We start from the raw sequence: 26985 nt of genomic DNA on the forward strand, positions 1-26985 counted from the left end.
CGTATTGTCGTCTCTAGCGATAGACACAAACACAGATTCTTATATTCTCGGGATAATGAAACGGACAGATGGAGATACCCGACGAACTACGCTGTGTTTTCAGCGGCAAAATTGAAGCAGAGGATGGGTCATACACGCTTACTGTGCCGACCCGTGAAGTTGTGGATGGAGACATCCAACCAGATGCCGCATACCGCGTGGGTATTCTGAAACATCCGTCATCAGCGGATAGTACAGAACCAGAGACAGCACCCTCGACACACCAGGAACAGAATCACAATCGACAGTCGAGCCATTCGGCGGCCCCAGTCGAAGAGGGCGACCACCGAACAGTCGATATCGATGGTGTCGGCGAGAAAGGCGATGGCATCGCCCGCATCGATAATGGCTACGTGATCATCGTACCCGACACAGAGAAACGCGACCGAGTCACCGTCGAAATCACCAACGTCACTCCTAACGTCGCCTTCGCCGAGGTCGTCGAACATAAAGCCTACTACGAGTAATTCACCCGAATTTATTCTTCAAATCCGTACGGAATCGAACGTGAGAGACGGAATTCAACGGAGGGGATAGAGGCGTACCTCTGCGACCATGGGTTCGAACATCGAACGGTTAAGCGAACGTTCGAACGAGTAATATATCCGTGGTTTTCGCTCACGAAGTGAACGGCTGAAACAGCAGAGAAGAACAGAGAGTTTGAAGCGTCAGACCAGGATTACAGGGATCAACAGCGGTCGTCCTGGTCGTCCCCAGTGTCACCACCGGAGTCACCGCCGGAATCTCCACCGGAATCTCCGCCAGAGTCACCACCGGAATCTCCGCCGGAATCTCCACCGGAATCTCCGCCAGAGTCACCGCCGGAATCTCCACCGGAATCTCCGCCAGAGTCACCGCCGGAATCTCCACCGGAATCTCCGCCAGAGTCACCGCCGGAATCTCCACCGGAATCTCAGATAACGGAGGGCGATACGTCGCCGATGGTGTCCGTAGATCGAGAACAGTTCCGCTGTCGATGAAACGCATGTGTCGTCGTGGTGGTTCGTATGTGTGTTCGTAACCATTTCTCCCTCCTTGCAGTCAGGTAGTCCGGCGACGGGGAGTGTCGGGCCTACACGTAGCGGGGACCGGTGTCCGAACCGAGTCCGAACGATTGAATAATAATACTAGATGATTATTACTTTAATTAACCAAACGAGGTTCGAAGTCGAAAACCCGTCTCGAAAACTAACCGATGTTTATAATTGTTACTGTTTTTTAAAAACACCTTTTTAAGGGAGGAGAAGAATCGATGGATGAGTATGAACGATTCTGGTGAGCGTCCGGACGTGTTGCTTTCGACAGTCGTCAAGCGTGCCGGATTTCTCACCGCTCTCGCGTCGGGGCCGATACCGAAACGACATCTCAGGGACGAACTCGACGTGTCCCGCTCGACGGTTTACAAAGCGGTTCGGGAACTCCACGAGTACGAACTCGTCGAACGAACCGACGAGGGTCTCGCGTTGACCCTCGCGGGGCGGATGCTCGAATCCGAGTACGGCGCGTTTCGAAGCGTCGCCGAGGACGTCAATCGAACCCGAGAACTGCTCTCGGTTCTCCCGAACGATTCGAGGGTGTCCATCGAACTCGTCGAAGACGCCACGACGATTTTCGCCGAACGACACGCACCGAACCATCCTCTCCGATATTTCGAGGAGATGGTTTCCGATGCCGACCGGGTGTTGGGTATCTCGCCCGTCGCACTTCCGCAGTACGTCGAACTGTTTCACGACCGCACCGTCGGTGAGGGGATGGCCGCCGAGTTGGTGCTCGAACGTCCGGTCGTCGAATATCTCATCACCGATTACGGCGAGCGGTTGAACGAAGCACTGGCGTCGAACCAGGTCTCGATTTGGGAGCTAGACACGACGCTTCCGTTCGGTCTCATCGTCACCGAAGGGAAACGGGATGGCGTCAGCCTCGTCGTCTACGACGACCGGGGTGAACTCCGCGGTCTCCTCACGAACGACACCTCCGACGCGATGGCGTGGGCGAAAGACGTGTTCGAAACCTACCGCGAGCGAGCGACGCTCATCGGTGGGCCGTAACTACCGCTCTTGCCACTCGGGGTCGCGGTCTTCGAGGAAGGCGTCGATACCCTCGTTTTTGTCCTCGGAGGCGAACAACAGGGCGAACAGTTCGGCCTCGTACTCGATGCCCGCCTCCAAGTCCATCCGACTGCTTGCTTTGACCGCCTTCTTCGCCAGTTCGAGCGCCGTCGGGCTTTTGTCGGCCATCCGTCCCGCGAGTTCGTACACGCGGTCCTCGAACTCGTCGTCGGCGCACACTTCGTCCACGAGCCCGATGTCGTATGCCTCCTCCGCGTCGATGATTTCCCCGGAGAGAATCAACCGCATGGCCTGCCCCTCACCGACCAACCGCGCGAGTCGTTGCGTGCCGCCGCCGCCGGGCATGATGCCGAGGTTGATCTCGGGTTGCCCGAGTTTCGCACGTTCGTGTGCGATGCGCACGTCACAGCCCTGCGCGAGTTCGCATCCGCCGCCGAGCGCGTGACCGTTGATGGCCGCGATGACCGGCTTTTCGAGGTCGTCCACGTACTCGTAGACGCGCGGTCGCTTGCTCGCTTCGCGCTGCTCGTGTGCATCCCGCTCCCGGAGTTCCGTTACGTCGGCCCCGGCGACGAACGCTTTCGCCTCCGGTGCGCCCGTGAGCACGACGACGCGGACGTCCGAGGACGCCTCGACGGCATCGAGCACGTCCTTGAGTTCGGCGCGCAGTTGCGCATTCAGCGCGTTGCGGGCGTCGGGGCGGTTCAGCGTGACCGTTCCGACGTGCTCCTCGACGTCGAAATCGACCGTCTCACACTCGTGTGCGACCTGTGCGGGACTGCCGGGCGTTTCGTCGTCGGTCATCGGTTCTCGTCCTCCATTTCGCCCGAAGCGCCGTCAGACCCCGACTGACGAGCCGTTCGGCTTTCGCCGGAGACCCCCACGATTTCGCCGTCCTCCCACACGTAGAATCCCTCGCCGGTCTTCTTGCCGAGCTTCCCGGCGCGCACCTTTTGCCGGAGAATCTGCGGCGGGCGGAACCGCTCGCCCAGTTCCTCGCGGAGGTGTTCGAGGATTCCGAGGCGGACGTCGAGTCCAACCACGTCGCCGAGTTCGATGGGACCCATCGGGTGGTTGTAGCCGAGTTCCATCGCCGTGTCGATGTCGCGCGGACTCGCCACGCCCTCCTGGACCATGCGAATGGCCTCGACGCCGAGCGCGACGCCCAGACGCGAGGAGGCGAATCCGGGCGAGTCGTTGACTTCGACGCCCACCTTGTCGATGCCCTCCACGAACTCCGCGGCGAAATCGACCGTCTCGCGGTCGGCCTGCTCGGGAATCACGATTTCGACCAGCTTCATGATGTGCACCGGATTGAAAAAGTGCAGTCCGATGGCCCGCGTCGGGTCGTCCAACGCGCTGGCGATTTCGGTCAGCGAGAGCGAGGAGGTGTTCGACGCGATGATGGCGTCGTCGGACGCGAACGCCGCAACGTCCTCGAACGTCTCGCGCTTGATTTCCATCTTCTCGGGCACCGCTTCGACCACCAAATCGGCGTCGCCGACCGCTTCTTCGAGGTCGGTCGTGCCGGAAATCCGGTCGAGCGCGGCGTCCTTCTCGGCTTCCGAAACCTTGTCGCGCTCGACGCCGCCCTGGAGGTTCGCCTCAATGCTCTCGATGCCGTTCTCCACGAACTCCCGTTCGATGTCGCGGAGCGTCACGTCGTGGCCCGCCATCGCCGTCACCTGTGCGATTCCGTGACCCATCGTCCCCGCTCCGAGTACGCCTACCTTCATCGTACAAAAACGCGTGCGGACCCACGAAAAGCGTTTTTCTCCGTCCTCGGTTCGGGACTCTCCGACCACGACGACACTCAGTCCACCATCGTTCGCCTCGAACGAACATATCTCAACGACGACCGTTTAAAGAAAGCTTTTATCGTACCCGTGAAATCGGTTAATTGTCTCGGGTATGGGTACACGAGACAGCATTTCTTCCGACGTCGCATATCGGAGCCGTGAGTCCACATACCGCTCGAATACCGTTCCTAATTTCGTTCGACGTAGCAGCTTCGGTATCTATCTGTCGAACCGATTGGTCCGAGTTCGACTGTCCGTTTCTGTTTTTCATTTAAAATTTATCGCCGAGATTTCTATCCACCGTGAGTAGCGCCGTGCTTCCCGCTCAAAATTTGTCCGAGAGCTGTCGAATTTTGAACCCATACCTCGTCACGCCTTCCTGCGTGTAGATGCGGCGCATCGTCGTCTCCACGGCGTCGCCGATTTCGAGGCTTCCGGGGGCAGTCCCCGTCACCTGCGCTGGGACGCTCGCTTCGCCGCCGTCCGGTCCCGAGAGGGCGACGACCGCCACGTCGAAGTCGCCCGACTTGGCCTGCTGTTCCGCGAACTCCGGCGGCGCACCGCCCTGCGAGATTGTCGTCACGGCTTCCACCGTCCCTTCGCCGGTGAGTGTCACCGTCTCGTACTCGACCAAGGAGTGACAGCCGTTGCACGCGCCCTCCGGCGGGAAGTTCAGCGCGCCGCAGTCGGGGCACTTCCCGGCGAGCAGTCTATGTCGTTGGTCGAGCGTGCGCCGCCACGACGGCACGCTGACGTAGGCACCACCGCCGCTCGGCGGGCCGGAGGTGAGGTCGCCGCGCAGTCGGAGGTATTCCGCGTAGGAAACCGGTTCGTCGCCGTCGAGCGCCGTCGAGACGGGAACGTCGCCCGTCGTTTCGAGCACGAGCGCGTCCGCGCCCGCACCGCTGCCGAACGAGGTGGCGAGGATACGCTCACCGCCGTCCGCGAGGGATTTGGCGAGGCTCAACGGGACGCTCGCCGCGCCGGTGTCGCCGAGTTCGTGGACGAGCGCACCCGCCCGAATCTCGTCGATACCGACGCCGAGCGCGCCCGCGGCCCGGTAGGGGAGTTTGCCGTTCGGGGCCTGTACCGCCGCGGCGTCCACGTCCCCGACGTCCGCGTCCAATCGCCCGACCGCCCCGGCGAGCGTCTCGGAGAACGCTTCCCTGTCGTAACTCGTGACGCCCAATCCCTCGACGTTCTCGTCGCCGGTGGCCCGGAAGCGCGTGCCGGGGAATTCGGCGGCGTACTCGGCCCGTTCGCGGATGCTGACGGGACCGTCGGCGGCGAGGACGAGGGCCGCCGCGCCCGCACCCGCCGCGTGGTCTTCCGCGGAATCCGGTTCGCCGCGGGGAGCATCCGCGGCGACGACCACCCCAACGCCGTCGTCCCACGGTCCCGCCGCGAGTCCGGCGACGAGCGCCCGCGTTCCGGCGCGGGTGCTTCCCGTGAACACGTGCCGCGTCGCGTCAGACGGTACGTCGAGCATCCCACCGAGTCGGGCAGTCACGTCCTCTTCTGCCATCGGCGGGGTGGTAGAAGCGAACGCGAGGAAGGAAACGTCCGGGTTCCCGGCGGCGTCGAGCGCCAGCGTCGCGGCCTCGTAGGCCATCGTCAGGGCGTCCTCGTCGGCGTCCGGGACGGCTTTCTCGTTCACTCCGGCGGCGTGGAACTTCCCCCACGCCTCGGCGAACTCGTCGGCCGAGATTCGGAACCGAGGGGCGTAGGCACCGACAGCGGCGATATCCGGCATCGTTTCGTCGCCCGTCATGTCTCCACCTCCGATTCCTTTTCGAGCACGTGGACGACCGCGGCACCGCCGCTCCCGCCGACGTTGTGGGTCAGGCCGCGCGTCGCGCCTTCGACCTGCCGGTCGCCCGCCGTCCGGGAGAGTTGTTTGTACGCCTCGACCATCTGTCCGGCCCCGGTCGCACCGATGGGGTGGCCCTTCGATTTGAGTCCGCCGGACGTGTTGACGGGGCGCTCGCCGCCGAGTTCGGTCGCGCCGGAGGCGACGAACTCGCCCGCTTCGCCGGGTTCACAGAAGCCGAGGTCCTCGTAGGCGAGCAGTTCCGCGATGGCGAAACAGTCGTGCACCTCGGCGAAGTCGATGTCCTCGGGCGTGACGCCTGCCATCTCGTAGGCGGACTGGGCGGCCTCGCGGGACGCCGGAACGGAGGTGTAGGTGTCGCGCTGGAAGAGTCCCACGCGATCGCTGGCCGCGCCGACGCTCGCGATTCGGATGGGATCGTCGGTGTACTCGTCCACCACGTCCTCGCTGGCGACGATGGCGCACGCCGCGCCGTCGGTCGTCGGACAGCAGTGATAGAGCGTCAGCGGGTCCGCGACGACTTGGGCGTTCATCGCATCCTCCAGGGAGCACTCGAAGCCGAGGTGGGCGTGCGGGTTTTTCGCGCCGTTGGCGTGGTTCTTGACCGCGACGCGGGAGAGGTGTTCGGCCGTCGTGCCGTACTTTTCCATGTGCGCGTCGGCCATCTGGGCGTAGACCCCGCGAACGTGGTTCCCGAGAGTCGCTCCCACTCGGTTTCCCCGGAGACGCCGAGCCAGTACTTCGTCGCGTCGCTCGACGTGTCGGTCATGATTTCGACGCCGCCCGCGAGAACGACGTCCGCCATGCCGCTCTTGACGGCCTGCACGGCCTGCCGGACGGCGTAGCCGCTCGCCGCACAGGCGTTCTCGACGCGGGTACACGGGATTCCGTCGAGTCCGACGTGTTCGGTCACGGCTGGCCCGGACAGGCCGAGTTGTCGCCCGCCGACGCCGAGCGTGCCGACGACCGCCTCGTCCACGTCGTCCGGGTCGATGCCCGCCGGAACGCTGTCGCGGGCCGCCTCGAAGGCGGTGCGGAACAGCGACCGATAGCTTTCGTCGGGGAACGACCCGAAATCCGTCTGGGCCGCGCCGACCAGATACGCATCTCGCATGTCTCCAACTGGCGTTCGCGGGGAGAAATAACTGCCGTCACTTTCACGAGGTCGGTGGCGGTTCCCGCCGTCGTTTCGACCGACGCATCCAGCGGGAGATTCAAGAACCTCGGTGCCCTACGGGCGCACGTGCACGGAAACGCGGCACGAATCAAGGTGAAGAGTCGGCACGGCTGACGTGGTGGGTATCGACATCAGCGGTCGCCACGAGGAGGACGGCGAATACCTGATGGTCGCCGCCGCGGTCCACGCGACGGTCGGCACGACGCGACTTCACAGCGTTCAAGGGATGGGGTTCGCGGTCAGCCACCACGAACCGACGCTTTCGGCGACGACGGGGGTCGTCGCCGAGGCGGTTTCTGACCTCCCCGACCCGTCGGCGGAACCCATCGTCGCCGAACGGGGCGAATTCTACGAGGAACCGGTGTGGATGGTCGAACAGTATCTCGAACCTGATTTTAAGTACGTCGAGAGCATAGCCGAACGTGAAACCGTGCAGGCCGCACACCACGCCGCGTACGCCGCCCGCAAACTACTCCTATGAAAGCGATACTTGCAAAACGGGTAGACGACGGAACAGCTTCCATCGACGAACTGGCCGAGTTGGCTCGCGCCGCGGGCTACGACGTCGCCGCGGAAGTCACGCAATCCAGAGAGGAAGATGCCGCGTACCAGTTCGGCGAAGGGAAAGTCGCGGAACTCGCGGCCACCGTCACGGAACGGGGCGCCGGGGTGGTCATCTTCGACAACCAACTCGGGCCGTATCAGACGTACAATCTCGGCCAGCGACTGCCGGACGGCACGCGGGTCATCGACCGATTCCGGCTCATCCTCGAAATCTTCGGGCAGCGCGCCCAGACGCGCAAGGCGCAGTTGCAGGTCGAGTTGGCCGAACTCCGCTACGAGTTGCCGCGCGTCGAGGCGAAGACGAGTCTCGCAAAACGCGACGAGCGGCCGGGATTCATGGGGCTCGGAGAGTACGACGAGAGCCACGAACAGGACATCAAGGACCAGATAAGCCGAATCAAGGACGAACTCGACGTCATCGCCGACAAGGAGGCAGACCGCAGACAGAAACGCCGCGAGTCGGGATTCGACCTCGTGGCGCTCGCCGGATACACGAACGCGGGGAAATCCACGCTCCTCCAGCGACTCGCGGCGGAGTTGGAAATCGGCGAGAACGACGAGTTACACCCCGACTTGGACCCCACGGCGGAGGCCGAAGACCGCCTGTTCACGACGCTCGGCACCACGACCCGAAAGGCCGACATCGAGCGGCGTGACGTGCTGGTGACGGATACGGTCGGGTTCATCAGCGACCTGCCGCACTGGTTGGTGGAGTCGTTCAAATCGACGTTGGACGCGGTGTACTACGCCGACCTCGTGTTGCTGGTCGTGGACGTGAGCGAGCCGATAGACGACATCCGGGAAAAACTCGTCACCTGCCACGACACGCTGTACGAGCGCAATCAGGCACCCATCGTCACCGTGTTGAACAAGATAGACGCCGTGAGCGACGAGGAACTCGAAGAGAAGCGGCGGGCGCTGTCGGCGCTCGCGCCGAGTCCGGTGGCTATCAGCGGCAAGGAAGGGGTGGACATCGAGGAACTGAAACGGCGGATCGACATCGAACTGCCCGCGTGGGAGTTCGAACGGTTGGTCATGCCGATGACCGACGAAACGATGAGCGTCGTTTCGTGGGTTCACGACCATGCTCGTGTGGAGGACGTGACGTACACCGACGACGAAGTGGTCGTGGAGTTCGAGGCCCGTCCGTCCATCGTTCAGCAGTCACGGTCGAAAGCGAGCGACCTGACCGCCGCGCCGTCGGCCTAAAGCATCGAATATAACGATACCGCGCCGTTCGAGCAAATCCATGCCGTGTGATTCTTCTGGTCGTAAATGAGGACTGCGTCGTCCTGCACTTCGAGTTCGGCGTATCGGTCGTCGTCCCGGTCCCGTCGGGAATCGTCTGCTTCGTGCGTGCTCGTGGTCATGCGATTCGGTTGTCTGTCGTTATCGACTTACTCTCCAATACCCGGTAGCAACCGGTCAGTGATAAGTGTTACCCAGTACCATGATTCTCCACTGTTCGATAGGCGACGGTCGAACGAGAACCTTTCGATTATGCGTACATTCTCCATCTGAAACCGTTGCGTGCAGGGCTCTCGCCGCGGTGCTCACGAAATCGCGTTTTGCCCGTGAAAGCCCGACCATACGGTTACCTTCGGTAAGTCGATTTCGTAACGTAACTTTTTAGCGGCCGACTTCCTACCTCGCCGTATGAGCGACGAACCCGAACGATTGACGATGTGGTGTGCCGGTGAGGAGTGGTGTCCGATCACCGCGACGGCGACCCTCGTCGGAAAGAAGTGGCACCCCGTCATCGTCCATCGACTGCTGGTGAACGGTCCCCTCGGCTTCAACGCACTCAAAGAGGAGGTGGACGGAATTTCGAGCAAGGTGTTGTCCGACAGCTTGGACGACTTGGGGGAAAAGCGGCTCGTGAACCGCGAAATCGTGAACGACAAACCGGTCCGCGTCGAGTACTCGCTGACCGCGACCGGCGAATCGCTGGAACCCGTCATCCTCGCCATGCGCGACTGGGGGATGGAGTACGTTTCCCCCGCCGAGGACCCGGATTCGGCGACCGTGTGAGTCCCGTCACCCGAGGTCGACGCGCTGGAATCGGAGGTAGCCGAGCGCCGCGGGCAGGACGAACCAGAGCGCCAGAACGACCAGCCCGAACCACGCGTCGAGGTAGAAGGGTGGGTCGCCGATGACGCGCGCCGCGAACGACGTCGCTTGCGCCTTCGGGAAAAAGAGCCCCGACGCCGACGTGTAGGCATTCTTCGGATTCAGCGTCAGAACCAAGAAGTACCACGCCGGAAGCGGTCCTCCGCCCGGTATCGCTCCTTCGACGAGGTAGTAGATTCCCATCGGAACGTAATCCCAGAGAATTTGGAACGTGACGAACACCCCGACGGCGGCGGCCATCGCTCGCGCCCGGGTCGCGGTCGCCGCGGAGATTCCGACGGCGATACTGACGAACACCGCGCCGAACAGCGCGGTCAGGAGGAGCAACGAGAGGTAGTCGGTCAGCGAGACGGTGCCGTATAACGCGGCGAGGACGCCCGCTGTGACGACGAACGCGCCGCCGATGGCGACGGTGACGACGGCGGTTCGTCCGAGGAGTTTCCCGAGCAGGACCTCCAGTCGGGTGTGTGGCAGGCCGAGCAGGAGTTTGATGCTCCCCGACTCGCGTTCGCCCGCGATGGCGAGGTACGCGGCCACGAGCGCCGTGATGGGAATTATCAGCCCCGCCGGGAGGGTGAGCATCTGGAGCGCCGACGTGTTGTTCAACTCCATCACCTGGTCGAGCGCGTACACCGTTCCGCTGGTGAACAGGACGAAGAGCGCCGTTATCGCCCACAGCGTCTTGGAGCGAACCGCGTCCTCGAAGTCCTTGCGCGCGACGACGAGGACGCTCACGACGACACCTCCGCATCGACGTGCGACTCGTCGGCGTGGTTCGTGTAGACCTCGAAGAGGTCTTCGAGCGAGGATTCCTCCATCGTGACGTCGGCGACGGTGACGCCCGCCGCCTCGACGCGGTTTATCACCTTCGCCTTCGCCCTCGAATCGGTGTACGTGACCGTGACGACGGTCCCGTCTATCGTCGCGTTCGTCACGCCGTCGATGTCGTCGAACGAGACGCTCGGCGTCGCGCTCACGGTCAGTTCCATGGTCGCGCCCGAACCCACCGCCCTTCGAAGTCCGTCGATGGTATCGACGGTGACGAGTTCGCCGTCGTCCATGATGGCCACGCGGTCACAGACCGCCTCGACTTGGCTCAAGATATGGCTGGAGAAGAACACGGCCGTACCGCGGTCGGCCTCCCGCTGGATGATTTGGCGCATCTCGCGGACGCCGTGCGGGTCCAGACCCGACGAGGGTTCGTCGAGAATCAGCAACTCGGGGTCACCGACCAGCGCCATATCGAGCGCGAGGCGCTGGCGCATTCCCTTCGAGTAATCGCCGGCGGGACGGGCCGCATCATCCGCCGAGAGACCGACGCGTTCGAGGATGTCGTCCACGTCCTCGCCCGTCCCCTTGGAGTCGATGGCGAACTGAACGTGTTTGTGCCCGGAGAGTCGCCCGTAGAGGTCGAACGCGTCGGGAAGGATGCCGATGCGTTCGTGAATCGCCTTCGGTTCCCGCTGGGCGTCGTACCCGAGCACGGTCGCACGTCCCTCCGTCGGTCGGACGTAATCCAGAACCATGTTGATGGTCGTCGATTTCCCGCACCCGTTCGGTCCGAGGAAGCCGAATATCTCGCCCTTCTCGACGGTCAAATCGAGCGCTGAGACGGCGACTACATCGCCGAACCGCTTCGTCAGGGATTCCGTTTGGATAGCAGTCATCGCGTTACCGACGGAACGGTGCTCGGACGGGGATACCTGTTCCGATTTGTCGGCACTCTAACAGCAAACCAACTAAAAATTCTTTGTGCTACCTTTATCCGTCGTGGAGATTCCGCCTCGCTCGAACGGAACGAATCGGCGATGGCTCAACGAATCTTTTGCTCGCGGATTGTCACGAAGTTTCGTCGTTTATAACTCGCGTCTCGACCGCGCGCACCGACGTCACCGACAGCGTTTCGTCCACTTCGACGCGGAGTTCGTCGTCGCCGACGGTCATCGTCACCCTGAATTCGTACGGGTCGGCGGAGAGACACTCCGTCCGCCATCGGTCGGAGTTGATGTACTCGAACAGTTTCCAGAAGGACTCGTCCCGGATGTCCGTCCCGTGCTCCCAGTAGAACGCGACGACCGCCGGGTGATAGACGAGACACAGTTCGACCGGGGCGGTGACACGATACCCACACTGTTCGCACGAGTGGACGCTGAGGTGGGTTTTCGGTACGGGCTCACGTCCCGGTCGAATTCGATTCGTCATACGTCCCAGACACTCGGAGCAAACCCCGTCGAGCGCCATCGAGTACTCGTCGCGGACGTACCGGTTGGCGCTGTGCATTATCTCCGTCGGGGTACGATTCCTGGCCTGTGCCGGGGACAACAGAAACGACAGCAGTTGCAGTTCGCACGCCGTACACCGAACCACCAGCGACTCCTCCTCGTACGTCGCTCGGAGCGTCGTCTCGTGACAACTGGGACACATTCCGTCGAGTTCGACCGGCTCGAACTCGGGGCGTTCGTGGTACGTCCCGGCGAGAATCGTTCGCACGATTTTGTCACCCGCGTACGTCAGCTTGTATCCGGTTTCGGTTTCGCGGACGAACGTGTCGGTGAGCTTCTGCAAGTGATACGAGAACCGCGACGAGTTCGTCGCATCGACGCGCTCGTAGAGCTGTGAAAACGTCAGGCCGGGACCTCCAGCGACCGTCTCCTCGGAGCGAGCCTCCGTGGCTAGCTCGTGGAGGATTTCCACTCGCAACTCGTTTCCGAGTATCGAAAACGCTTCCTCCGGGGTCGTTCGTTCCCGGTTCTCCGACGCGTCGGAACGGGGGCCATCAGTCACCCGTAGTGAACGAGCGGCAAAGACCCTTGCCGAATCACGTCGGTCGCTTTTCCTTTTCGACCACCCGGACGTCACGAATCGCGGTGTCGGGATACCCGCCGTCGTCGTCCTTCTCGACCGCCTTCACCATGTCCCAGACGACGTTCAGCCCAGTCGTGACGCCCTCCAGGGCCTCCATCTCGCATCCGGTCTTGCCCGTCGTCTCAACGGCCACGGATAGGACAACGCGGTCGTCGCGCACGTCGAAGTCGGTATCGACGTTCGTGATGGGTATCTGGTGGCACATCGGAATCGTCTCCCACGTGTGTTTTACCGCCTGTACCGCGCCGATTCGGGCCGTCGCCAGCACGTCGCCCTTCTTCAAGTCGTTCGCCCGAATCGCATCGACGGTCGATTGCTGAAGGTGAATCTCGCCCCGCGCAACCGCGCGGCGGGCCGTGTCGGGTTTCCCGCCGACGTTCACCATCTGCACCTCGCCGGAGTCGTCCGTGTGGGTCAATTCCTCGTCCGTCGTCAGTTCCTCGTCGGTCGTCTCGTTTTTACGCATCGTCCTCACCCCACATCGCGGTCGGAATCGTTTCGAGCATGTCGGACGCGAGCAGACCCTCGTATCGCTCGTCGTAGAGCAGGTCGCCCGCCCGGCCATTGACGAACGACCCGACGCACGCGGCGTCGAAGGCCTCCGTCGTGCCGAACAGCCCCGCGACGATTCCGGCGAGCAGATCGCCCGTGCCGCCCACTTTCATGCCCGTGTTGCCCGTTCGAACGACGCGCGTTCGGTCGCCGTCCGAAATCACGTCCGTCGCGCCCTTCGCCAGCACGACGTGCCCGATGTCGTCCGCGAGGGCTTCGATTTCGTCCGTCACCTCGCGCAAGTCGTCCGCTTCCGGGCCGCCCATCTCGGCCAGTTCCTTCCGGTTCGGCGTACAGACCAGCGTCGCGTCCGTGTCGAGACCGGGAATCGCGGGGAGCGCGTCGGCGTCCACGACCGCCCGACCCTCGAAGGATTCGAGGAAGTCCGTCGCCGCGTCGATGGTCTCGTCGGCGTTGCCGAGTCCGGGGCCGATGATAACCGTGTCGTCGTACGATTCGGCCGTCTCGACCAAGCCATCGACCTGCTCGGGCGCCAGGCGGTCGCCGTCGTAGGGTTGGACGATGAGGTCCTCCGCGTAGCCCTGAATCTCCCCCGCGACGGTGTTCGGCGCGGCGACGAACGAGAGGTCCGCGCCCGCCCGCAACGCCGACTGGGCCGCGAGCGCCGGTGCGCCGGTGAACGGCCCGCCGCCGATGACGAACACGCGCCCCCCGACGTCCCCGCGAACGCTCCGGAGGTCGCCCGGCCCGACGAACCGCTCCGCGGCGGCGGGGATGCCGATGTCGGCCACGGTCACGTCGCCGTCGTGGTCGGCGAGGCCGGGTTTCATGTCGTGGAACGTGACGACCGCATCAGCTTCGACGGCCACGCCCTCGGCCTCGCCGGAATCGGCGTTCACGCCCGAGGGAACGTCCACGGCGAGGACGGCGGCGTCCGCGTCGTTGATGGCTCGGGCGGCGGTCGCGGCGGGTTCCCGGAGCGCCCCCGTCACGCCTGTTCCGAGCATGGCGTCGATAACGAGGTCACAGTCGGGCAGTTCGAACGCGCCGGAGTCTTTCACTTCCGTCGTGTCGTACTCGGCCCGGTGGAGCGCGTCCCAGTTCTCCCGCGCGATGTCGGTGCCGATTGTTTCGGCCCGACCGAGCAGGAGGACGGACACGTCGTACTCGTCGAGAAATCGCGCGGCGACGAAGGCGTCGCCGCCGTTGTTTCCCCGTCCGGCGACGATACAGACCCGCGCGCCCGGCGACGCCATCTCGCGGACGCGGCGGGCGATGGCGTTCCCGCTCGACTCCATCAACTGCTTGCGGGGCACCCCGAGGTGTTCGGCGTTCTCGTCCACGGCGGCCATCCGGTCTGCGGTGATCATGGTCGAGCGTTCGGTCGGATTCCGGGTTAACGTTACGGGCCAGGGCACGCGGGAAGTTGGGGCCGCGTCTGATTCATCGAATTCCGATTCCCTCCCGTCACTCCTCGACCTTCTCGCGCATCCAGTCGAACTGCTCGCGGAGTCTCGCTTCCCCGGCGTCCGTCAGCGAGAACACGTCGTACAGCCCCTCGACGCGCTTTTCGACGTGGCCGCTCTCGACGAGTCGGTCGAGGGTGGCGTAGTAGCGCTTGGGGTCAAGCTGTTTGTCATAGTGCGATTCGAGCCGGGTCTTCAGTTTCTGGCCGCGGAGTTCCCCGGCCTCGGCGAGGAGGATGCACATGTCCCGACGGGTGCCGCTCTGGTGCCAGCGAGTCATGTGCGGGTGTGGGGCGGCGGGACTCACGTGGCTTTCGGGTTGGAACCGATAGCTTCGACTGTACCCCCTCCGAAGCGACGTTCATGACCGCTTCGGACGACATCACGGCACGATACTTCGAAACAGATCACGAACGCGTCCTCGAATTCGACCGGAAGGGGCGAACCGCGGCCGTCGCCCAGAACCGCGAAGGGTACGGAATGCTGAAAGTCCGGGAGACGGCGGACAGTCCGGAACTCGAACGGTACTACGGATTCGACATGGCGCTCGACCACGCGGCGGAACTACTCGGCGTCCGACCGAACGACTTGCCGGTTCCCGACCGCGCATCCGACATGGGTATGTAAGTGTTCGAACACGAATTGGGTCAAAATCGGACTAACATCTCCATTCAACGATGGGAGACAGGTCCGCAAAAAGAGATTTCTGGTGACATATACCCCCACAAACCTTTTCTTCGGTGATTGAGTGCCCTTCTGTAATGGCTACCCTGAGCGAACTTCTGGAGGACCTCGTCGGTGGTGTCGACGCAGTGTTTCTCTTCTCTCCGAGCGGGTCGTACTACGAACGGTTCGCAGACCTGAACGACACCGACGTGGTGGTCGTCGCGCCGGACAACAACGTCGGCGCGGGCAACTTCGTGGAACTCCCGCTGGAGTTCGAGAGCGTCAAAGACCGCATCCGATTCGGCATCGAAGGGGCGATAGACCACGGACTCGCGGAGGACGGCGACGAACTGACGTGCATCGCGAACATGTTCGGCGACGGCATCGATACCGTCACCCGCGTCAGGGCCGACGAGGACGTTCACTCGGGGATCTACGACCTGTTCGCCAACTCGCGGGCCGACCCCGGCGTCATCCGTGACGTGTTCGAGGTCGCCATCGAACTCGGAAAGAAGGGACAGAAGGGCAAACCCGTCGGCGCGCTGTTCGTCGTCGGCGACGCGGGCAAGGTTATGAACAAGTCCCGTCCGCTGTCGTACAACCCCTTCGAGAAGAGTCACGTCCACGTCGGCGACCCCATCGTGAACGTCATGCTAAAGGAGTTCTCCCGCCTCGACGGCGCGTTCGTCATCTCCGACTCGGGGAAGATAGTCTCGGCGTACCGCTACCTCGAACCGTCCGCGGAGGGCGTGGACATCCCGAAAGGTCTCGGCGCACGGCACATGGCCGGCGGTGCCATCACCCGCGATACGAACGCGACGGCCATCGTCCTCTCGGAGAGTGATGGACTCGTCAGGGCGTTCAAGGGCGGTGAAATCATCCTCGAACTCGACCCGGAGGCGTACTAGATGGCGGCGGACTGGCAGGTACTCCTCCAACAGGAGTACCGCATCGTCCTCGCACTCCTCATCCTCATCGCGGGCGGCATCGCGGGATATCTCCTCGGCCGGTTGAACATGCGCATCCTCAAGGCCGCCGGACTCCCCGAGGTCGTCGAGGGAACGCCGTTCGAACGCACCGCCCGAAGCCTCGGAACCACGACGGTCTCGCTCATCGCGCGTCTCACCTCGTGGTTCATCTACGGCGTCACGATTCTCCTCGCGCTCAACACGGCCGAACTGCCGCTGAGCACGCAACTGTTCTGGCAGATCATCCTCTTTACACCGCAGTTGTTCGTCGCGGCGCTCGTGTTCATCGTCGGGTTCGTCGTCGCGGACAAGGCGGAACTGCTGGTGAGCGAACGCCTCCGGAGCGTCAAGCTCCCGGAAGTCAACGTCATCCCCCGAATCGTCAAATACAGCATCGTCTACATCGCGTCGCTCATCGCGCTGAGCCAAATCGGTATCGCGGTGCTCACGTTGCTGGTGCTGTTCGGCGCGTACGTCCTCGCCGCCATCGTCTTCGGCGCGGTCGCGTTCTGGGACTTGCTCCGCTCCTCGGCGGCGGGCATCTACCTCCTGCTCAACCAACCGTACGGCATCGGCGACGAGATTCGCGTCGCGGGCAATCAGGGAATCGTCCAGGAGGTGGATATGTTCGTCACGCACATCGAGAACGACGGCGAGGAGTTCATCATCCCGAACCATCTCGTCTTCCGGAAGGGCGCGGTTCGGCTCCGGAACTAGCGGGTTCGCGGTCGCGGTCACGCGGGATTTTCGACGGACGGCTGAAATGTGGCAGACGAACGTCTGACGGTCTCGGGAGGTTTTATTACGAGCGACTTGCTGGTAGGATGTGTGCCGCTCCGTTCCGACCCACTGGATGAACTCTCGATTCCCGACGGGACGACCGTCGAAGAACACGACCTCGTGACCGACGGGGACATCATCGTCGGTGCACAGACGACCGTCGAGTTCGGCGTGCGCGGGAACAACGTCATCGCGGGCGAACGGGCGACCTTCGGCGGACACATCGAGGCCGAATCGGACTGCCGCCTCGACCTCTGGTGCGACGTGAATGGCGACGTGCTCGTCGGACAGGACGCCTATTTGGGCGAGCGCGTCCACGTCACGGGGCAACTGATGGTCAGCGGCGACCTCGACATCGGCGACGACGTACAGATCGACGAAGGCTTCGAAGCCAACGGGTGGATCGTCATCCGCAACCCGATGCCGACCGTCGTCTTCCTCTTCGTCTACCTCTCACAGCTTCTCCGACTCGGCGAGGAGGAAACCGCCCAAGGCATCATCGACGAGATGGTAGACGAAAGCGAGGCGGAACCGGTGACGATTCCCCGAAGTGGCCACGTCAGCGACGACGCGTGGCGCGTCTCGACGCCCGCGACGGTCGGCGACGACTGTCGCCTTCACGGCAACATCCGGGCGGAGGAGATTACGGTCGGTGCGGGCAACGAGGTCTTCGGGAGCCTTCGAGCGCGCGGCGACATCGTGGTCGGCGAGCGAACGCGGATTCACGGCGACGTGACGACCCGCAGCGGGACCGTCGTCCTCGAAGACGGTGCGGAGGTGCTCGGCGACGTCTCGTGTACCGACCTCGAATTCCACGAGAACGCGACCGCCGACGGGACAATGCGCGCCCGCGGCGAGATGACGATGGTGCGAGCCGACACGCGAAAATCGACCGACGAGGAGGGGTCGAAATCCGAGAATACCGACGAGGACGCTTCGGAAGCGGTCGAGACGACGCATCGGGACCGGAGCGGGTCCGACGGGCCCGCCCCACAAGCCTGAGTGCTGATACCTTTTCGCCGTCGTTTCCGCTGAGCACGAGCCATCAACAGACGATTGTGCCGCGGCCGTATGTCAGATTTTTGTTGACTCTCCGACAGTATAATAACGACTGGCGCAATTGGTAATGATTGACGTATGCATACTAAATACACTCACGGTAGGAGGTACCGATGCACTCGGTCGTGTTGACCAAGGGCGTCCCGGACTTCCGCGAGGGGCAGGTATCGTTCGACGAGGACGGCCACCTCGAACGTGGGAAAACCCCGACGGTGATGAACCCGAACGACCGGTTCGCACTGAACGCCGCCCTCCAGACAAAGGTGAAACACGGCGGGCACGTGAGCACGATGAGCATGGGACCGCCCGGTTACGGCAACGTGCTGGGCGAGGCGATGGAGGTGTACGCCGACGACCTCTACCTGCTTTCCGACCGTGCGATGGCCGCCGCCGACACGTGGGCGACAGCGATCACGCTCTCGGCGGGAATCGAGAAGATCGGCGACCCCGACCTCGTGTTCGCGGGCTTCAAGACGGCGGACGGGGAGACGGGCCAGACCGGTCCCCAGACGGCGTGGTGTCTCGACTATCCCATCATCACGCACGTCATCGCATTGGAGGTGGACGAGGACGAGGGACGCGTCCGCGCCAAGCGACTCGTCGAGGGCGACGTGGACGAAATCGAGACGGTCGAATCTCCGCTCCCGGCGTTCATCGTCACCGACCCCGAGTACGAGGCGAGTTATCGCACGGCCAGACACCGCCTCCGGCGAAAACAGCTGAAAGCCGAGACGGCGGACCGCGCCGAGGAGTACGAGGAGCACCTCACGACGTGGGACCACGAGGACCTGAATCTCGACCCCGACTACATCGGACTGGACGGGTCGCCGACCATCGTGTCCTCGGTGGACCCGATTCCGAAGGCACCGGCCGAGCGCGAAGCGACGATGGCGACGTTGGACGACGAGGAGGCGATGGCGGACGTGCTCGAAACGATGCGACCATTCGCGGCGGGTGACTGATAATGACCGACACCGACCCCGGCGACCGAACCGTCGAGGAGATAGAAGACGACGTACGCATCATCGAAGACCCCGGCGCGCTGTCTGACCTCCTCACGGCCGAGGAGGAAGGAAAGGACCGCAAGACGGCCAAAGAAGCGATTCAGGCGCGAATCAACGAGGTGCGGGAAGCGACCGACGGCGGCGAGGATACGGTCGATGCGGACGAGGGCGATGATACGGGCGACGCGGACGACGCAGAAACCGAGGGTGAGTACGAGGCGACGGAAGAAGACGTTCAAGATCCGGACGAAGGGGAGGCGACCCTCGACAAAAAGCACGTCCGGGCGCTCGAAAACGGCGTCTACCAGGACATGTGGGTGTACTGTGAGACGCAGGGCGGCGAACTTCTCGACGTGTCCAAGGAGATGCTCGGCAAAGCGCGCGAGCTGATGGACGGCTACGCCGAGGACTACGGTGACGAAGAACGGGTCGTCGCAGTCCTCGTCGGCGACGACATGGAAGAACTCGCGGAGGAGTGTATCACCCTCGGCGCGGACGTGGCGGTCTATCACGACGACGAACGATTAGAACGGTTCCGCCACAAGCCGTACACCGAAATCGTGGCGGACATGGCGCGAACGAAGGCCGACTGGAAGGACTACGACAAGCCGCGATACTTCCTCTTCCCGGCGACGAACAACGGGCGCGACCTCTCGGCGCAGGTACAGGGCGAACTCGACTCCGGGCTGGCGAGCGACTGTTCCGGCCTGACCATCACGGACGAACTCATCTCGAACCCGGTGAAGACCGGCGAACCCGGCGAGAAGCTGGAGTTCGAGCGCATTCTCCACATGCAACGCCCGGACTTCTCCGGCTTCGAGTACTCGACTATCCTCTGTATCGACAACCCGGACCGGGAGTTCCACCCGCAGGGCTGTTCGGTGATTCCGGGCAGCTTCGACGCGATGGAACCCGACGGGGGCCGTGAAGGCGAGGTCATCGCCCACGACATCGACCTCCCGGACGACTGGTTCCGCGTGGCGGTCACCGAGTGGGACACGCTGGACACCGGCGTCGATTTGACCGGACGAGAGGTCATCGTCGCCATCGGTCGCGGCATCGGCGACGACCCGACGAAGGGTATCGAACTCGCGGTGGACCTCGTGGACGCTTTCGACGACGCGGACCTCGGGCTGTCCCGCGGCATCGTGACGGCCTCCTACAACGTCGAGGGGCACGTCGAACGGTACGTCACCGAGGAGCGCCAAATCGGCGAGACGGGACAGATAGTCCAGCCGCCGCTCTACATCGCGGCGGGTATCAGCGGTGCGATTCAGCACAAGGTGGGGATGGACGAGTCGGAAACCATCGTCGCCATCAACACCGACCCGGAAGCGGACATCCGGGACTTCAGCGACTTCTTCATCGAGGGCGACCTGTTCGACGTGCTTCCCCGCCTGACGGACGCGATAGAGGCGGGCGAACTGGATGCGGTCGTAGCGGAGGACGATGACTGAACGATGAGCGAGGAATACGAACACTACGAAGCCGTCGTGGTCGGTGCCGGTCCCGGCGGGGCCGCCGCCGCCGCGACGCTCGCACGCAACGGAATCGAAACGCTCGTCCTCGAACGCGGTGTCGAGGCCGGGTCGAAGAACGTCTCGGGCGGCCTCATATACGCCGAGGAGTCGACCCCCTACACCATCGACTCGCTGTTCCCCGACTTCCGCGAGGAGGCGGCGGAACGGCCGATTACGGACTACCACATCCACAACGTGGCGGGCGACAAGGTGAAATCGTTCGACATCACCCGACTCCACGACCACGACACGGAGTGGTGTGACGCGGTTCTCCGGCGCGAGATGGACTCGTGGCTGGCCGACCGGGTTCACGAGATGACCCACGAGACGGGAGGTGGATTGCTGACCGGTGTCCGGGTGAACGGCCTGCTCCGCGAGCGGGGCAAAATCGTCGGCGTCACGTGCGACGAACTCGACCCCATCAAAGCCGACTTCATCGTCGCGGCGGACGGCGTGAACAGCGAACTCGCCCGGCAAGCGGGACTGATGAACTGGGACGAACCGGACGAGTGGTTCCAAGGCGTCAAGGCCGTCATCGACATGCCCGAGGACGTCATCGACGAGCGGTTCGACGTCGGTCCGAACACGGGTGCGGCGCACCTCTTCTCGGGGGACCTGTTCGACGGCGTTCGGGGCGGCGGCTTCCTCTACACGAACGAGGATACGCTCTCCATCGGGTCCGTCTTCCACCTCGACAGCCTCGTCGCGGAGGAGGCGGAACCGCACCAACTGCTCGACAACCTGCTCACGCACCCACTGCTCGCCCAGTGGTTGAACGGCCAGTACGACGAAGTGGAGTACTCCGCGAAACTCGTTCCCGACTCGAAGAAGGTGGCACATCCGGCACCGCATCGCGGGCGACTCGTCCTCGTCGGTGACGCTGGCGGGCAGATGCAGGCGCAAGGCCCCATCATCAAGGGCATGAACCACGCCGTGACCGCCGGGGCGCTCGCCGCCGAGGCCTTCGCTGAAGCGCGGATGCGCGGCAACCCCGAGAAGGCCGGACGTCTCTACGAGAAGAAACTCGAAGACGAGGGCGTGATGGGCAAGCTCCGTCCGACCCAGTACCGGGCGACGCGCGGCGTCGCCGAGAACGACCGGGTGAGCGAACTCGTGGACGGCGTGCTCTCCTCGTCGCTCGGCCGCGCGGTGCTCAGTTCCGGCGTGATGTCGGGGCAACTCGAACGCCTGTACAGTTCGCCGTATCTCTCCTCGATGATTCCCGACACGCGGACGCCGTACGTCACGCTGCCGACGGTCATCGCGGAGGAGCTGGGAACCGAAATCACGGACGAAAACGAGGTCGAACCCAAGAGCCTCGCCGACCGCATCGGCGACCTGACCTACGACACCGACGTGGGCAATCCGCACATCGAACTGCGGGACAACTCCTACGAAGCGAGCGGTGCGGCGGTGTCGGCCTGTCCGGTCAGCGCGAAGGACTTCGGCGGCGGCTGTTACCGCGAGGAGACGGTGCGGGAGAACGGCAACGAGGAAAAGATCGTCAGCCTCGACACGCAACCCTGCGTCGAGTGCGGGACGTGTGCGCTCGTCGCCGACACGGAGTGGGAACACCCGCGCGGCGGCAAGGGCGTCGAGTTCCGAGAGGGATAACGAGCGAATGAGCGAGTACCGCGACCGAATCGCGTCCCTCGCGGAACGGGCGCGGAACGAGCGCGAATCGTTCGACGCGCCGGATACCTTCCCGGACGAGGAGCGGGCGGTGTCGTACCTCCGGGAGGGCGTCGGTGACGTCGTTTCCGTGTACATCGACGGTCGGACCGGCGAGTTCGCGCGGTTTGACGCGGACGAGATGGAACGGATGGAACGGGCGCTCAACGACTGGCTGGCGCTGTACGCACGCTGTTACGGTCGCGAGATAGAAACGGAGTTCACGGTGCGCGAGGTCGCGGAACTGGTGATACAGACTCACGACCTCCGCGACACGGTGCAGTTGCTGACGCGCGTTCCCGACCCGGAAACGCGGCGCGCCCGGCGTTAGTCGAACGCGTTTTTGTTTCCGACGAGTTCGAAGAGCGGGTCGTACTCCGCGGGCAGTTGCCCGCGAATCTGTTCGAATTCGCCTTCGGGAACGACCTCTTCGACGAGCGACATCACGCCCTGCGCGTGAAAGAGCGATTTCTGTCGGTCGATGGTCTCGCGCTCGGCGACGCGGTCGACGAACTCGTCGAAGTGGAACCGCTGGCCGGACTCCGCCTGCAGGAGATACCAGTCTGTCTCCATCGGAAGCGGTCCCGCGAGGTCTTTGGCTTCGCCTTCCTGCAATCGCTCGCCGAGCGTCGTCAGCGTGGCCCGAATCGCTCGCACCGCCTGTCCCTGTTTACCCAACTGGAGTCGATGCTGTACCTGTCCGATGAAATCGCTGTAATCCATGCTTCCCCCCAGCGTCACCACGACGCCATGCTACAAGAATCGAGCGGCGATTCGTACGGTCGCCGGGACTTCCCAGTACGGCGTCAAATCCATCGTTAAAAATAAGTATAGATAGATGGTAACAGTCCTCATGGAGTTCTCCGAGAAACTGGAGTTCGGCCACGAGGACCGCCGACGAATTTACGAGTACGTCGAACGCCACGGACGGGCGAACGCGAACGAGGTGCAGGACTCGCTCCGCATCGACCCGAGCGGGTTCCGTCATCACGTCGCCATCCTTCGTCGGGATGGCTACCTCTCGGAGGACGAGGACATGCTCTCCGTCGCGCTGGAAACCGGCGCGGAAGAGGAGTTCGACGTGGACGACGTGGAGTTCATCATCCGCCCCGCGCGGCAGGAGGACCTCTCCGGCATCATCGGCGCGATTCGACAGGTCGCCCAAGAGGGGTCGTACATCGTCGCGGAAACAGTCGCCGACGAAATCGACCATCAGGAGGCCTTACTCCGGCACAACGACCTCGAATCGCGGATGTTCTTCGTCGCAACCGTCAACGACGAAGTGGTCGGGTGGGTCCACCTCAACGCGCCCGAACTCGATAAACTCAGCCACACCGCCGAGTTGACCGTCGGCGTGTTAGACGAGTACCAGGGCCACGGCATCGGCAGCCACCTCCTCGAACGCGGACTGGAGTGGGCGGGCGCGAACGGCTACGAAAAAGTGTACCAGAGCGCGCCCTCGACCAACCAGAACGCCATCGACTTCCTCGAAGCACACAGTTGGGAAACTGAGGCCGTGCGGAAGAACCACTACAAGATAGATGGCGAGTACGTGGACGAAGTGATGATGGCCGTGAAACTGTAAGTTCGAGAGTCAGAGAGACGGGTGATATCGACTGCTTGCTTTTTGGGTGGTTTTGCACGACACTAGGATTGGGGAATCGATGTGGACAGGAGTGAGAGTCGCTTTAGATTGTTTCGAGAATCCCGTGGAGAGCTGGTTGGCATCTCGTAGAGAACTTCCTGTACTCTCGTAGAAAGCTGCTTCGTGAGCAACGACCGACCGGCAATGAAACCGCACCGCACCTCACCCTCCCCAACCTCCTCGGTCGCTTGCCCGCGGCTAAACCGCGATCATGAGAGCCACTGCGTGGCTCTCACCGCGTCCTCGTCCCTCGCGCGTTTCTCGCGCGCTGAACAGACGTAAGCCGACACTAACATCATCTACTTGTCCGCCGACACGCCGTCGCCAAATCTGAACACTCATTTTCGCGCGGTGATGAAAACGAACCATGAGCGACGAAAGTCACGAACACGTCGTCCCCGGAAGCGAGGAGGAACTCGATTCCGAGGACGTTGCGGGCTACGATTTCAGGGGCGATTTCGACTTCTTCGACATGCTGTCGTCGTACGAGACGACCGGGTTTCAGGCGACCCACCTCTCCGAGGCGATCGAACTGATTCGCGCGATGCGCGAGGAGGGCGCGGAGATATACCTTACCTTCACCTCGAACATCGTTTCTTCGGGGCTTCGGGAGACGCTCGCCTACCTCGCCCGCGAGGACCTCGTGGACGTGATGATAACCACCTCCGGGTCGATAACCGAGGACGTCATCAAGACCGAAAAGCCGTTCAAGATGGGCGAGTGGGACGTGGACGAAGCCGAGATGCGCGAGCAGGGCATCAACCGCCTCGGCAACATCTTCGTCCCCTCCGACCGCTACGTCTGGTTGGAATCCTACCTCAACGACTTCTTCGAGGACTTCTTCGCCGAGGAGAAAATCCGCACGCCGATGGAGTTCTCCCGCGAACTCGGCGAGACGCTGGACGACGAGGATTCCATCCTCTCGAACGCCGCGGACAACGACATCCCCATCTTCTGTCCCGCGCTGACCGATGCGGAGGTCGGCAACTTCCTCTACTACTACCGACAGGGCTACGACTCGGACATCGGCATCGAAATCGTGGACGACTACGACAGCCTCATCGAGCAGGGCCTGCTCGCGGACAAGACGGGCCTCATCGTCCTCGGCGGCGGCGTCCCCAAGCACCACGCCATCATGACCAACCTCTTCCGCGGCGGCGCGGACTACGCCGTCTACGTCTCGACCGGCATGGAGGGCGACGGGTCGCTCTCCGGTGCCCCGCCGCACGAGGCCGTCTCGTGGGGGAAAATCAAACAGGAAGCGAAAAACTACGTGCAAGTGGAAGCGGAAGCGACCCTCGTGGTTCCGATGCTGGTCGCTGGCGGGTTCAAAGTCGAGTAGCCGCGTTCTCAAACGCTTCTTTGGCCGCGTCCTCCCACGACACCGCCGAGATTCCGAGCACTTCGATGACGTTCTCCGCTGCCATGGCACGCGCCGAGGAGGTTTGGCCGATTTAGCTCAAACCAACTTTAAGTCGTGGCGTGCGCTGACGGAGCGACGCGACCGACCGCTGGCCGCGTCGCTCCATCGAAGCGTGCGATGTCTTCGTGAGTGACAACGGAACGAACGAATGGCTCGTCAGAGCGTTGCTCTGACGGTGGATGACCGGTGGAGCGAAGCGGGGGAGGGAGTCGATTGGGGAGGGAGTGGCTGTTGCGGTGCGGTTTGCAGGGATGGGACTTTTGAAAGGCTTCGCCTTTCAACTCCCCGCTCGTTCCTCGCGGGGATGAACGGGGCCGCCCGGTCCCGCGAACAGAGTGAGGGGGACGCTGTCGGAGCTTCGCTCCGACTGAAGTCGCGTTCACGTGGTTGCTGTGTAGGCACTATCCGCGCGGGTGTTGCGGAGAGCGCGGATATCCTGCACAGCAACCGCGAGCGTGGCGGGGGCTTTCGAAGTCATCGTCTCGGTAACAGAATTCACAGACCAATCAAACACATCTGTTCGTAGCGAGCGTGGCGGGGGCCTTCGAAGACATGCCCTCGGTAACAGAGATCACAAAATCGCCGAATACGTATCGTCGCCTCAAAAATCGAAACACAATTCCGACCCTCTGTGGTACCACCAATCATGATTTCTATCGCGCTGGCGGGCAAACCGAACGCCGGGAAGTCCACCTTCTACAAGGCCGCCACGATGGCCGACGTGGACGTGGCGAACTACCCGTTCACGACCATCGACGCGAATCGCGGCGTGAGCTACGTCCGCACCGACTGCCCCTGTCTCGAACGCGACGAGCGCTGTGGCAACGACAACTGCCACGACGGCAAGCGCTACGTCCCCATCGAACTGCTAGACGTGGCCGGACTCGTGCCGGGGGCACACGAGGGCAGGGGACTGGGCAACCAGTTCCTCGACGCGTTGACCAACGCCGACGCCATCGTCAACGTCGTGGACGCCTCCGGGGGGACGAACGAGGAGGGTGAACCCGTCGAAGTCGGGAGCTACGACCCGGTGGAGGAGGTCGATTTCATCGAGGAGGAGATGGACCAGTGGCTGACCGGCATCATCGACCGCAACTGGGAGGGCGTGGTGCGCCAATCGCGCTCGCCCGGGTTCGACATCGAAGAGGCGCTGGCGGACATGCTGACGGGGTTCGGCGCGACGGAACATGACGTGACCACGAGCCTCCGCGGCTTGGAGTATCCCGACGACCCGCAGAAGTGGACGGACGAGCACCGCGAGGAACTGGCCCGCGACATCCGCGCGCGGACCAAGCCCATCATCCTCGTGGCGAACAAGGCCGACGTCGCGCCCGAGGAGAACATCGAGCGACTCCGCGAGACGGGGAAGATGGTCATCCCCGCGACGGCGGAGGGCGAACTCGCGCTCCGGCAGGGTGTGGAGGCGGGCGTCGTGGATTACGACCCCGGGGACGACGACTTCGAGGTGGTCGGCGACCTGAGCGACCAACAGCGGGCCGGACTCGAACAAATCCGCGACGTCATGCAGAAGTGGGGTGGCACGGGCGTCCAGGGAAGTCTCGACGCCGCCGCCTACGACCTGCTCGACCGCATCACGGCCTATCCCGTCCAGAACGAATCGAAGTGGACGGACGGACAGGGCAACGTCCTCCCCGATGCCTTCCTCCTGCAGCGCGGTTCGACGCCCCGCGGCCTCGCCTACGCGGTCCACAGCGACATCGGCGACGGTTACCTCCACGCGGTGAACGCCAAAACGAAGCGCGACATCAGCGACGACTACGAACTCGAAGAGGGCG

The 26985-nt window shown here is 63.2% G+C and carries 29 protein-coding genes and 1 pseudogene; 16 read left to right on the top strand and 14 right to left on the bottom strand.

Translation table 11 applies throughout. The annotated features are described in order from the left end of the window. The first annotated feature begins 68 nt into the window (after positions 1-68). The gene (locus tag BG842_RS28060; protein ID WP_083252570.1) at positions 69-506 is read left to right on the top strand and encodes a TRAM domain-containing protein; all 438 of its coding nucleotides are present in this window, start codon (positions 69-71) and stop codon (positions 504-506) included. Positions 507-657: 151 nt separating this feature from the next. Here the strand turns inward: BG842_RS28060 and BG842_RS30185 are convergent, their stop codons facing one another. After that, positions 658-1026: a hypothetical protein gene (locus tag BG842_RS30185; RefSeq protein ID WP_069452202.1), complete on the bottom strand. Its 369-nt coding sequence runs from the start codon at positions 1024-1026 to the stop codon at positions 658-660. A gap of 275 nt (positions 1027-1301) precedes the next feature. Between BG842_RS30185 and BG842_RS20260 the strand changes: the two genes are divergently transcribed. After that, positions 1302-2087: a winged helix-turn-helix domain-containing protein gene (locus BG842_RS20260; protein WP_083252665.1), complete on the top strand. Its 786-nt coding sequence runs from the start codon at positions 1302-1304 to the stop codon at positions 2085-2087. On the opposite strand, the gene BG842_RS20265 is transcribed toward BG842_RS20260, so the two are convergent. The 4 genes and pseudogenes from BG842_RS20265 to BG842_RS20280 all read right to left on the bottom strand — a co-directional run bounded on the left by BG842_RS20265 (position 2088) and on the right by BG842_RS20280 (position 6852). Further along, the gene (locus BG842_RS20265; protein ID WP_069452204.1) at positions 2088-2912 is read right to left on the bottom strand and encodes an enoyl-CoA hydratase/isomerase family protein; all 825 of its coding nucleotides are present in this window, start codon (positions 2910-2912) and stop codon (positions 2088-2090) included. Further along, complete coding sequence (locus BG842_RS20270) at positions 2909-3844, bottom strand: 3-hydroxyacyl-CoA dehydrogenase family protein (RefSeq protein ID WP_217493354.1); 936 nt, start codon at positions 3842-3844, stop codon at positions 2909-2911. Before BG842_RS20270 ends, BG842_RS20265 begins: the two co-directional genes overlap by 4 nt. Before the next feature lie 388 nt (positions 3845-4232). Next, positions 4233-5678: a zinc ribbon domain-containing protein gene (locus BG842_RS20275; protein WP_069452206.1), complete on the bottom strand. Its 1446-nt coding sequence runs from the start codon at positions 5676-5678 to the stop codon at positions 4233-4235. Then, positions 5675-6852: pseudogene (locus BG842_RS20280) on the bottom strand (thiolase domain-containing protein). The gene BG842_RS20275 and the pseudogene BG842_RS20280 overlap by 4 nt, the downstream one beginning before the upstream one ends. Positions 6853-7039: 187 nt before the next feature. Here BG842_RS20280 and BG842_RS20285 point away from each other — a divergent pair. Next, positions 7040-7396, top strand: a complete 357-nt coding sequence (locus BG842_RS20285) for a DUF2209 family protein (RefSeq protein WP_175424227.1) — start codon at positions 7040-7042, stop codon at positions 7394-7396. After that, positions 7393-8688, top strand: a complete 1296-nt coding sequence (gene hflX / locus BG842_RS20290; protein ID WP_069452207.1) for a GTPase HflX — start codon at positions 7393-7395, stop codon at positions 8686-8688. The genes BG842_RS20285 and hflX overlap by 4 nt, the downstream gene beginning before the upstream one ends. On the opposite strand, the gene BG842_RS30190 is transcribed toward hflX, so the two are convergent. Beyond that, a complete protein-coding gene (locus BG842_RS30190; protein ID WP_007977317.1) occupies positions 8685-8849 on the bottom strand; it encodes a hypothetical protein in 165 nt (54 codons plus the stop codon). The two genes, hflX and BG842_RS30190, sit on opposite strands and share 4 nt — an antisense overlap. 286 nt (positions 8850-9135) lie before the next feature. Between BG842_RS30190 and BG842_RS20295 the strand changes: the two genes are divergently transcribed. After that, positions 9136-9510 carry a helix-turn-helix domain-containing protein gene (locus tag BG842_RS20295; RefSeq protein ID WP_007977316.1) on the top strand — a complete coding sequence of 125 codons (375 nt, stop codon included), beginning with the start codon at positions 9136-9138 and terminating at the stop codon, positions 9508-9510. A 6-nt stretch (positions 9511-9516) separates the two neighbouring features. Here BG842_RS20295 and BG842_RS20300 read toward each other — a convergent pair whose 3' ends face one another. The 6 genes from BG842_RS20300 to BG842_RS20325 all read right to left on the bottom strand — a co-directional run bounded on the left by BG842_RS20300 (position 9517) and on the right by BG842_RS20325 (position 14733). Then, the gene (locus BG842_RS20300; protein WP_069452208.1) at positions 9517-10344 is read right to left on the bottom strand and encodes an ABC transporter permease subunit; all 828 of its coding nucleotides are present in this window, start codon (positions 10342-10344) and stop codon (positions 9517-9519) included. Further along, on the bottom strand, positions 10341-11276 hold the full coding sequence (locus BG842_RS20305; protein WP_069452209.1) for an ABC transporter ATP-binding protein: 936 nt from the start codon (positions 11274-11276) through the stop codon (positions 10341-10343). Before BG842_RS20305 ends, BG842_RS20300 begins: the two co-directional genes overlap by 4 nt. 172 nt (positions 11277-11448) lie before the next feature. Next, complete coding sequence (locus BG842_RS20310; RefSeq protein WP_069452210.1) at positions 11449-12393, bottom strand: helix-turn-helix domain-containing protein; 945 nt, start codon at positions 12391-12393, stop codon at positions 11449-11451. A 34-nt stretch (positions 12394-12427) separates the two neighbouring features. Further along, the gene (moaC, locus tag BG842_RS20315; RefSeq protein WP_069452211.1) at positions 12428-12940 is read right to left on the bottom strand and encodes a cyclic pyranopterin monophosphate synthase MoaC; all 513 of its coding nucleotides are present in this window, start codon (positions 12938-12940) and stop codon (positions 12428-12430) included. Then, positions 12933-14357: a bifunctional ADP-dependent NAD(P)H-hydrate dehydratase/NAD(P)H-hydrate epimerase gene (locus BG842_RS20320; RefSeq protein ID WP_069452212.1), complete on the bottom strand. Its 1425-nt coding sequence runs from the start codon at positions 14355-14357 to the stop codon at positions 12933-12935. The genes moaC and BG842_RS20320 overlap by 8 nt, the downstream gene beginning before the upstream one ends. A gap of 97 nt (positions 14358-14454) precedes the next feature. Further along, positions 14455-14733 (bottom strand): helix-turn-helix transcriptional regulator, encoded by a 279-nt coding sequence (locus BG842_RS20325; protein WP_069452213.1) that lies wholly within the window; start codon positions 14731-14733, stop codon positions 14455-14457. Between the two features lie 83 nt (positions 14734-14816). Between BG842_RS20325 and BG842_RS20330 the strand changes: the two genes are divergently transcribed. The 8 genes from BG842_RS20330 (at position 14817) to BG842_RS20365 (ending at position 22452) form a co-directional block, all read left to right on the top strand. Next, positions 14817-15080, top strand: a complete 264-nt coding sequence (locus tag BG842_RS20330; protein WP_007977300.1) for a hypothetical protein — start codon at positions 14817-14819, stop codon at positions 15078-15080. A 134-nt stretch (positions 15081-15214) separates the two neighbouring features. Further along, positions 15215-16027 carry a diadenylate cyclase DacZ gene (dacZ, locus tag BG842_RS20335; protein WP_069452214.1) on the top strand — a complete coding sequence of 271 codons (813 nt, stop codon included), beginning with the start codon at positions 15215-15217 and terminating at the stop codon, positions 16025-16027. Continuing rightward, positions 16028-16804, top strand: coding sequence for a mechanosensitive ion channel family protein (locus tag BG842_RS20340; RefSeq protein WP_007977297.1), 777 nt, complete (start codon positions 16028-16030; stop codon positions 16802-16804). It begins immediately after the preceding gene. A gap of 111 nt (positions 16805-16915) precedes the next feature. Beyond that, on the top strand, positions 16916-17869 hold the full coding sequence (locus BG842_RS20345; RefSeq protein WP_069452215.1) for a polymer-forming cytoskeletal protein: 954 nt from the start codon (positions 16916-16918) through the stop codon (positions 17867-17869). A 170-nt stretch (positions 17870-18039) separates the two neighbouring features. Continuing rightward, positions 18040-18888 carry an electron transfer flavoprotein subunit beta gene (locus BG842_RS20350; RefSeq protein WP_069452216.1) on the top strand — a complete coding sequence of 283 codons (849 nt, stop codon included), beginning with the start codon at positions 18040-18042 and terminating at the stop codon, positions 18886-18888. Positions 18889-18890: 2 nt separating this feature from the next. Then, positions 18891-20387, top strand: coding sequence for an electron transfer flavoprotein subunit alpha/FixB family protein (locus BG842_RS20355; RefSeq protein WP_069452217.1), 1497 nt, complete (start codon positions 18891-18893; stop codon positions 20385-20387). 3 nt (positions 20388-20390) lie between these two features. Then, positions 20391-22064 (top strand): FAD-dependent oxidoreductase, encoded by a 1674-nt coding sequence (locus tag BG842_RS20360; RefSeq protein WP_069452218.1) that lies wholly within the window; start codon positions 20391-20393, stop codon positions 22062-22064. 7 nt (positions 22065-22071) lie between these two features. Continuing rightward, positions 22072-22452 (top strand): hypothetical protein, encoded by a 381-nt coding sequence (locus BG842_RS20365; RefSeq protein ID WP_069452219.1) that lies wholly within the window; start codon positions 22072-22074, stop codon positions 22450-22452. Here the strand turns inward: BG842_RS20365 and BG842_RS20370 are convergent. Then, positions 22449-22844 (bottom strand): DUF2267 domain-containing protein, encoded by a 396-nt coding sequence (locus tag BG842_RS20370; protein ID WP_069452223.1) that lies wholly within the window; start codon positions 22842-22844, stop codon positions 22449-22451. The two genes, BG842_RS20365 and BG842_RS20370, sit on opposite strands and share 4 nt — an antisense overlap. A 130-nt stretch (positions 22845-22974) precedes the next feature. Between BG842_RS20370 and BG842_RS20375 the strand changes: the two genes are divergently transcribed. Together BG842_RS20375 and BG842_RS20380 are read left to right on the top strand one after the other, a co-directional pair. Next, positions 22975-23706, top strand: a complete 732-nt coding sequence (locus BG842_RS20375) for a GNAT family N-acetyltransferase (protein WP_069452220.1) — start codon at positions 22975-22977, stop codon at positions 23704-23706. Between the two features lie 427 nt (positions 23707-24133). Continuing rightward, on the top strand, positions 24134-25108 hold the full coding sequence (locus BG842_RS20380; protein WP_007980492.1) for a deoxyhypusine synthase: 975 nt from the start codon (positions 24134-24136) through the stop codon (positions 25106-25108). Here the strand turns inward: BG842_RS20380 and BG842_RS29170 are convergent. Then, the gene (locus tag BG842_RS29170; protein WP_139136214.1) at positions 25095-25193 is read right to left on the bottom strand and encodes a dodecin domain-containing protein; all 99 of its coding nucleotides are present in this window, start codon (positions 25191-25193) and stop codon (positions 25095-25097) included. The two genes, BG842_RS20380 and BG842_RS29170, sit on opposite strands and share 14 nt — an antisense overlap. A gap of 642 nt (positions 25194-25835) precedes the next feature. Between BG842_RS29170 and BG842_RS20385 the strand changes: the two genes are divergently transcribed. Next, positions 25836-26985: redox-regulated ATPase YchF (locus tag BG842_RS20385; RefSeq protein ID WP_069452221.1), on the top strand; the 1150-nt coding region annotated here is incomplete at its 3' end.

The sequence above is a fragment of the Haladaptatus sp. W1 genome (assembly GCF_001723155.1).
GTDB classification, from domain to species: Archaea; Halobacteriota; Halobacteria; order Halobacteriales; family Haladaptataceae; genus Haladaptatus; species Haladaptatus paucihalophilus.